8 protein-coding genes and 1 pseudogene are annotated in these 8,441 nt (G+C 26.2%); 3 read left to right on the plus strand and 6 right to left on the minus strand.

Features of this window, described 5'->3' with window-relative positions:
• Positions 1-66 precede the first annotated feature (66 nt).
• Positions 67-1,049, minus strand: a pseudogene (locus Q4A58_RS07430) (tyrosine-type recombinase/integrase).
• Between the two features lie 139 nt (positions 1,050-1,188).
• Here Q4A58_RS07430 and Q4A58_RS07435 point away from each other — a divergent pair.
• Positions 1,189-1,845, plus strand: a complete 657-nt coding sequence (locus Q4A58_RS07435) for a vancomycin high temperature exclusion protein (RefSeq protein ID WP_303117984.1) — start codon at positions 1,189-1,191, stop codon at positions 1,843-1,845.
• Positions 1,846-1,886: 41 nt separating this feature from the next.
• Here Q4A58_RS07435 and Q4A58_RS07440 read toward each other — a convergent pair whose 3' ends face one another.
• The 5 genes from Q4A58_RS07440 to Q4A58_RS07460 all read right to left on the minus strand — a co-directional run bounded on the left by Q4A58_RS07440 (position 1,887) and on the right by Q4A58_RS07460 (position 5,878).
• On the minus strand, positions 1,887-2,705 hold the full coding sequence (locus Q4A58_RS07440; RefSeq protein ID WP_303117986.1) for a peptidylprolyl isomerase: 819 nt from the start codon (positions 2,703-2,705) through the stop codon (positions 1,887-1,889).
• 62 nt (positions 2,706-2,767) lie between these two features.
• Positions 2,768-3,553 carry an ABC transporter permease gene (locus tag Q4A58_RS07445; RefSeq protein WP_303117988.1) on the minus strand — a complete coding sequence of 262 codons (786 nt, stop codon included), beginning with the start codon at positions 3,551-3,553 and terminating at the stop codon, positions 2,768-2,770.
• On the minus strand, positions 3,543-4,397 hold the full coding sequence (locus Q4A58_RS07450) for an ABC transporter permease (protein ID WP_303117990.1): 855 nt from the start codon (positions 4,395-4,397) through the stop codon (positions 3,543-3,545). Before Q4A58_RS07450 ends, Q4A58_RS07445 begins: the two co-directional genes overlap by 11 nt.
• Positions 4,384-5,517 (minus strand): ABC transporter ATP-binding protein, encoded by a 1,134-nt coding sequence (locus Q4A58_RS07455; RefSeq protein WP_303117992.1) that lies wholly within the window; start codon positions 5,515-5,517, stop codon positions 4,384-4,386. Before Q4A58_RS07455 ends, Q4A58_RS07450 begins: the two co-directional genes overlap by 14 nt.
• A 112-nt stretch (positions 5,518-5,629) precedes the next feature.
• The gene (locus Q4A58_RS07460; protein ID WP_303117993.1) at positions 5,630-5,878 is read right to left on the minus strand and encodes a hypothetical protein; all 249 of its coding nucleotides are present in this window, start codon (positions 5,876-5,878) and stop codon (positions 5,630-5,632) included.
• 117 nt (positions 5,879-5,995) lie between these two features.
• On the opposite strand from Q4A58_RS07460, the gene Q4A58_RS07465 reads away from it, so the two are divergent.
• Complete coding sequence (locus tag Q4A58_RS07465) at positions 5,996-7,474, plus strand: aldehyde dehydrogenase family protein (protein WP_303117995.1); 1,479 nt, start codon at positions 5,996-5,998, stop codon at positions 7,472-7,474.
• Between the two features lie 513 nt (positions 7,475-7,987).
• Positions 7,988-8,347, plus strand: coding sequence for a POTRA domain-containing protein (locus Q4A58_RS07470; protein ID WP_303117996.1), 360 nt, complete (start codon positions 7,988-7,990; stop codon positions 8,345-8,347).
• Positions 8,348-8,441 lie beyond the last annotated feature (94 nt).

The following is an 8,441-nucleotide window of genomic DNA, read 5'->3' on the forward strand; positions in this document are numbered from 1 at the left end:
ATTAAATTATATATAATAAAATATCGGACTTTATAAAAAAGGTATTTATAAATTTATATATCGGACTTAATCTAAATTTATTTCTGGAACTTTATCTAAAACTTTCTTTTCTAAAATAGCTCTTGCATTTATATATACTTCTGTAACCTTAGTGTCAGAATGACCTAAAAATCTCTTATCTCTAATATATCTGCACCATTTAAAGAAAGTTCTGTGGCAATAGCATGCCTAATGTTATGTGGACTTATCTCTTTACCAATAAGCTTACCCATATCCTGTATTATTTCATTCAATGCCCTGTATGAAAGCTGTTTATTTTCTTGAAATAGACTGGAAAATATAAAATAATGTTTTAAAGCATCCTCTTCTATTTTATATAAGCTTATTAAAAATTCTTTATAATCTTCTAATTTTTTTACTAAAGATGGATGAATAGGTTTATAAATATCTTTTCCACTTTTAGTTTCTATTAATTTAAAAAAATAATTTTCTTCTCTCTTTAAATAGTGTTCAAATTTTAAAGTCAATAATTCTTTACTTCTCATTCCTGTATAGAATAGTGTATAAAGTATAATCAGATTTCTATACTTTTTTTCACTATCAATTTTATAAAGTCCGATAATTTTTTTTATATCACCTATAGAGAGTTTCAAAACATTTTCAATATCTCTTGTTACTTTAAAAAGTTTTATATATTTTATAGGATTTTTCAAACCTTTATTTTCAAGCTCTTTATATAGAGATTTAAGCGACGATAAAATTTTATTTACAGATGTTTTCTTAAGTTTTCTATCTTCAAATAAATGTACTATATAGTTATCTATATCTTCTTTTTCAATTCCTTGCATAAGTTCAATAATTTCAGAAGAATCAAATTCATTTTCACCTTCATACACAAAATGAAGAAAATCTTTCAAGTAAAAAAGGTAATCTTTAATTGTTTTCTCGGATTTATATATTTCAAATATAGTTTTTTTATTTTCTTTATTTCGTTTTTTTCTATGGCTAATACTTAAATCATTCATATTTTCTCTTATTTTTATTTCCATATCTCTTACCTTTTCCTCTATAGTTTTTTTACTAGAATAAATTTATTATAGTATACATTAAATATTCTTAAAAAAAAAGAAAAAAGAAAATTTTTATTGTATAATATAACTATAAAATCTTTGAAAGGAAATAAATAAAATGAAGATAATGAAATTTTTAATAAAATATTCTTGTTATATTGCATTATTTGTTGGAATAATTAATATGTTTATGATTGTAAAAACTTACTCCCATATTGTTTCAGAAGAATCTTTAGTAGAAAAGAATAAAAAAACTGAAGCTATCATTATTCTTGGTGCTGGTATATATACAGATAGACCAAGTTATATTTTAGAAGAAAGGCTTCAAACTGGAATAAGTTTATATAAAGAAGGAGTTGCACCAAAAATTATTATGACTGGTGATCATGGAAAGGTTCATTATAACGAAGTACAGGTTATGAAAAACTACGCAATAAAAAATGGAGTTCCATCGGAAGATATTTTTATGGATCATGCAGGTTTTTCCACTTATGAAAGTATGGTCAGATTAAAGAAGATTTTTAATGCTGAATCTGCTGTAATTGTTAGTCAAAAATATCATTTAGCTAGGGCAATATATCTTGCTAAAGCTTTTAATATAAATGTTTTAGCTGTTCCAGCTGATAAAAAAAAGTACAAGGGACAATGGTATAGAAGTAGCAGAGAGATTCTAGCGAGATTTAAAGATTTTTTTATAGCTATCATAAAGCCCAAATGGTATATAGGAGGAGAAGAAATTTCGTTAGATCAATCAGGAGATATAACCAATGATTAAAATAAAAAATACAGGGCTTATTATACCTGTATTTTTATATTTTATTCACTTATTACAGATTCTCTAGGAGTATAATTTCCTATCTTATTAAAAATTCCTCTTATAGCCTTTGTAGTTGGATATTCAAAAGAATTTTGCTTTTTATCATTTATTTTTCTAGTATAAATACGTTCTAATTCTTCCTTATATGCAAGTTCTTCTTCAGTACTTGCATCTTTTATAGGATAGTTTTTAAGATTAGGGAAGTTAGCATCCAATACTCTATTCCAGTCTTCTATATAATACTTATTTAAAGATAAAAATAAATCTGCATTTTTAGAAAATTTAATCTCTTTTATTACATCTCCCAACTCTAATTTTTTAACTTTTGTGAAATCTGCTTCAGATTTAACTTCACCAAAAATTGTATGAACACCATTTAACCATTCAGCAGGATAATAAGTAAAAAAGAATTGAGAACCTCCAGTATTAGGACCTGCATTTGCCATTGCTAACATTCCTTGTTGATAAAAATCTAGCCAATTTACTATTTCATCAGGAATAGTATATCCAGGTCCACCGTAACCTGTACCAGTTGGATCTCCACCTTGAATAACAAAATTCTCTACAGCACGAGTAAATTTTGTATTATCGTAAAAACCTCTCTTAGCTAAATTTATGAAATTAGCAACTGTTATAGGTGCTGCTTCTGGATATAAATAAAAGCTAATTTCTCCTTGTGTAGTTACAAATGTAGCTGTAATATTATTATAGCTTGTCTCTGATTTAAATACTCCAGTAACTTTTTTTAATGAATTTGTACAATTTGTAAAAATTAAGATTACAAAAACTAATGTTAATAATTTAAATATTTTTTTCATTCTAACCTCCGAATTTTTTCTTTAGTTGTTTTAATTATACTATATATTCATATAAATTGAAATTATTTTATAAAGTTTCTCTGTAATTTTTTTGTAGAAAGAGTTAGAATAACTGAAATAATTATTAGCAACACAGATAATGCATTAATTACAGGAGATACACCTAGTCTTATCATTGAATATATTCTAAGTGGCAAAGTCGAAGAACCTGGACCAGAAACAAAAAACGTTATAACAAAATCATCAAAGGATAAAGTTAATGCCATTAGAAATGCAGAAATTATTGCAGGAAATAACATAGGTATAATTACCTTACTTATTGTTTGCTTATGTGTTGCACCTAAATCACTTGCTGCTTCTACTACTGAATAATCAAATTCATCAAGCCTTGATAAAATTATAAATAAAACATATGGTATATTAAAAGTAGTATGAGCTATAAATATTGTAGTTATACTAAGTTTAAATTTAATTGTTGCAAACATTATAAGAAGAGAAACTCCTATTATAATATCTGGAACTACAAGTGGTAAAACTGATAAATTTTTTAAATAGTTTTTAGCTTTAAAGTCATACCATTTTAATGCTATAGCACCAAAAGTTCCCATAAGCGTCGAAACCGATGAAGATAGAATGGCAATTATTATACTATATTTAAAGGCCTTCCATATATTATCCGAATGAGTAAAAAGTTCTCTATACCATTTTAGAGAGAATCCCTTCCATACCATTCCCTTACCTTCATTAAAAGAGTAAATAATAAGAATTAATAAAGGTATATAAAAAAACAATATAGTTAAAACAAACATTACAAAAGAGGTTCTTCTTTTATCTAATTTAGTTGACATTAATATCACCCACTTTTGTACCATTCTTTTCATATTTTATAAATAACCATACTACAAGGCTAGTTAAAACTATTAAAGCACCTGAAATTGTAGATGCTAAAGGCCAGTTTCTAGTTATTGTAAGATGTTGAGCTATTACATTTCCTAGCATCAAAGAATTAGTTCCTCCAACTAGTTTAGGCACTGCATAAGAACCCAAAGAAGGAATCAAAGTAAAAATTATAGATGTTATTATTCCAGATTTTATATTTGGAATAAATATCTTTATAAAGGCTTGAAAATTTGTAGCTCCTAAGTCCCGAGCAGCATTTAATAAAGAAAAATCAAATTTTTCTATAACAGCATACAGAGGCAAAATAGCAAAGGGTAAACTTGTATACACTGATATTAATATAACAGCAGGTACATTATATAACATCTTTATAGGGCTATCTATTATTTTTAAGCTCATAAGTAGATGATTTATAAAGCCATTATTCCCTAAAAGAGCTATCCAAGCATATATTCTAACTAAAAAATTTGTCCAAAAAGGGATTATTATTAAAAATAGTAATTCCTGTTTATATTTTGATCTTGCTATATAATAAGCAACTGGTATAGCCAATAGTACTGTAAAGACTGTTATTAAGATTGAAATATATATTGTATTTAACAATATAGTTAAAAAAACTTTATCTATAAAAATATTAAAAGTTTCTAGAGAAAGTTCTAATTTTACACCACCATAAGTTCCTTTTTTTAAAAAGGAATAAGAAAGTATTATTAACATTGGTAGCATAAAAAATACTGTTAGCCAAATATTTATAGGCAATGAATAATAGAAACCATTATTACTTTTTTTCATCAGGAATCACCTCAACTAAGTAGCTATCATAAGCATCCCAAGATATATAGGCTTCCTCATCCCACCAAATTGCTCCACTATCATTGTCATCAAAAAAGGCAGCATGTTGTAAGAAAATTTTAAATTTTAAATTTTCATTATCTTTTAAATGAACATAGTATTTACTTTGAAAACCTGAGTATATATATTCATCTACATAAACTTCAAATGAATTGACAGTATTTTTTTTATTTTTCAATTTTTTCTTTGATAGTCTGATTTTTTCAGGTCTCAATGAGATATTAACTCTATCTCCAATCTTAACTTCTCTATCTTGTTCAATTGTAATTTCTCCAAGTCCTTTAATAGAAATTTTAGCAAGTTCTTCATCTATTATTTCTATAACTTCACCACTAAAAAAATTATTTTCTCCTAGAAAATCAGCTACAAAAGGATTAGCAGGAGCTTCATATACCTCAGCTGGAGTACCAACTTGTAAAATTTCTCCTTTGTTCATAACTGCTATTCTATCAGAAATAGATAGTGCTTCTTGTTGATCATGAGTTATAAAAATAAATGTTATTCCTACTTCATCATGAATAAGATCAAGTTCTATTAATAAATTTTGCCTTAATTTTGCATCTAGTGCAGAAAGAGGTTCATCTAAAAGGAGAACTCCAGGTTTATTAATAAGTGCCCTTGCAATAGAAACTCTTTGTTGTTGTCCCCCTGAAAGTTGATTTGGCATTTTTTTACTGTGTTCTTCTAGTCCAACAAGTTTTAAATATTTTTTTACTTCCTTATCTATAGTAGCTTCATCAATTTTTTTTATCCTAAGTGAAAAAGCAACATTTTCATATACATTTAAATGAGGAAATAAAGCATATTTTTGGAATATAGTATTGACATTTCTAAGATTAGGAGGTAGTTCTATAATATCTTGATCACCTAGATAAATAGCCCCACTATCTGGAGATATAAATCCAGCTATCATTCTCAAAAGGGTGGTTTTACCACATCCTGATGGTCCTATAATTGTAAAAAACTCTCCTTGTTTAATTTCTAAATTAATATCTTTAAGTACAGGAACTCCATCAAAACTTTTGTTGATGTTAACTATCTTTATATCTTTTTTTTCCAATTTTTTTTCAACCTCCAGTCATATTTATTAAATCACTCCCCTAATATTACCATTAAATATAAAGATTTTCAACTTTTGTTTGCACAAAAATATGCTATAAAATCGAATATTTTTATTGTGGAAAGCCTGCATCTTCTTCCATTAAATAAGTAATTTGCTGCCAGTCATAATATTCTTTCATTTTAAAGGGAGTTGTATTATTTTTATAAGCCAAAGCTATAAGTTCATCATCAGGAATTTTATATACAATTTTATGTTCTTCAAAATCATCAAAAAGCATATCTTTAAATTCTTCATATTTGCCATTTTTTTTAAGTTCATCAATTATTTTTCTTACTTCTTCTAAACTAAGTCTTTCCATTGTTGCCCTCCTTAAATTTAACTTGCAAAGTTTACTATTTATGTTATAATTAATTATATATTAATTTGGTCAACTTTTCAATGATAAATTAATAAAAAAACTAGGAGAGGTGATTCCATGAAAGATAATTTAAAGAAATCCTATAAGATGTATATTAATGGTGAATGGGTAGATTCAAGTAATAATATTTTTGTAAAAACTTATAATCCTTATGATAAAACTGAGCTGTCTCAATTTCCTGATGCCAGTGAAGAAGATGTTGATTTAGCTGTTAGAAGTGCAAAAGACGCATTTAAAACTTGGAAAAAAACTACAGTAAAAGATAGAGCAAAAATTTTAAATCAAATAGCTGATATCATTGAGGAAAATAAAGATTATCTTGCGACTGTTGAAACTTTAGATAATGGTAAGCCTATAAGAGAAACAAAAGCAGTTGATATTCCTTTGGCTGCAGATCATTTTAGATATTTTGCAGGCTGTATTTTAGCAGAAGAAGGACAGGCTACTGTTTTAAATGAAAAATTTTTAAGTCTAGTTTTAAGAGAGCCTGTAGGTGTTGTAGGGCAAATTATTCCTTGGAATTTTCCATTCTTAATGGCTGCTTGGAAAATAGCTCCTGCACTTGCGGCTGGAAATACTATTGTTATAAAGCCCTCTAGTTCAACTTCTCTAAGTCTAATTGTGTTATTAGAATTAATTGATGGACTTTTACCAAAGGGCGTACTTAATTTGATAACTGGTAAAGGTAGTACTGCTGGTGAATATCTAAAAAATCATCCTAATTTAGATAAATTAGCATTTACTGGTTCTACTGCTGTAGGAAGAGATATAGCTCTTGCAGCTGCAGAAAAATTAATTCCTGCAACTTTAGAATTGGGAGGAAAATCCGCTAATATAATTTTAGAAGATGCCAATATAGAAAAGGCTTTAGAGGGAGCACAATTAGGAATATTATTTAACCAAGGACAAGTTTGTTGTGCAGGTTCTAGGATATTTGTTCAAGAAAAAATATATGATATATTTATTTCTAAATTAGTTAAAAAATTTGAAAATATTAAGATTGGGAATCCTTTGAACACTGATACAGTTATGGGAGCACAAATTGATCAAAAACAAGTAGATAAAATTTTGGATTATGTGAGAATTGCTAAAGAAGAAGGTGGAATTATTCTTACAGGAGGGACACAGTATATAGAAAATGGCTGTGAAAAAGGTAGCTTCGTAAAGCCAACACTTATTACAAATGTTGCAAATGGTTGTCGAATTTCTCAAGAAGAAGTTTTTGGACCTGTAGCTGTAGTAATTAAATTTAAAACTGATGAAGAAGTCATAGAAATGGCAAATGATAGTGACTATGGTCTTGGAGGTGCAGTATTTACTACTAATATCAATAGAGCATTAAATATTTCAAGAGCAATAGAAACTGGTAGAGTATGGGTAAATACTTATAATCAAATTCCTGAACATGCACCATTTGGTGGATATAAAAAATCTGGAATAGGACGTGAAACTCATAAAATAATTTTAGATCACTATACTCAAATTAAAAATATTCTAATTGATATGAAAGATGATTTAACAGGTTTCTATAAATAAAAATTATATTGACTGTACTCTAAATTTTGATTAATTAGAGTACAGTTTTTATGTTATAATAATAAAAAAGTGGAGGAAAAAATGAAGATAAAAAAATTTTTTTATAGGAATTTTTTAATTATTTTAGGTATTATCTATATTTTAATATTTTTTATCTTCAGTCACATACTTAATATATCTTTAGAAAAAACTATAAAAATAACTTATATTTTGCTTTTTGTTAATTTATTTAAAGTAAAAGATACTCAAATATTCTTTTCAGGGAAATTTTTAGTTATTTTTTTTCCACTAGAAATATTGATTTTTATGTTTATTAAATTTCCAATTCTAACTATTCTAAGTGAAAATATTAAGTTATTTAACTTTTTTTATATTACTTTTATTTTATTTGAGCTTATTATCATACAATATATTTTTTGTAAAAAAGATTCATATAATTAGGAAAATGATTGACAATGAATCTGAAATTTAGTAATATTAACTTAATAGAACTAATAAAGGAGAAGGTTTATTGTGTTTAAGAAAGTATTGTTTTGTTTTTTTACTTTTATGATTTTTTCTTATGTGGATGACTTGTTTGAAATAGAGAAAAGAAGAGATAATCAAAGTAATATTGTTTTAAAAAAATTTCAAATAAATCGATTTTTAAAAAAATATATAGGAAAAAATCTAAATGTTTATTCCTTAATTAAAGACTTAAAAAATAAATCTATTGAGAAGGGATATATTACAACTAGAGTTGGACTTAATTTAGAGAAGTCCAGTTTATTTAGTGCTAATATATCTCTTTTTGTTTTAAAAGAAAAAATAGAAAAAGTATTTTATGATAATCAAAAAAAAGATTTAAAATTTAATAAGGAGGAAATTTTATGAAAAAGTTAATAGGAATAATTCTTTTCTGTATTTTTAATCTGTCATATTCTAATATAGTAGTTGATAGAGAAAAAAGTAAAAATCTACATATAGA

This window comes from Fusobacterium sp., from assembly GCF_030528405.1.
In the GTDB taxonomy this organism is placed as follows: domain Bacteria; phylum Fusobacteriota; class Fusobacteriia; order Fusobacteriales; family Fusobacteriaceae; genus Fusobacterium.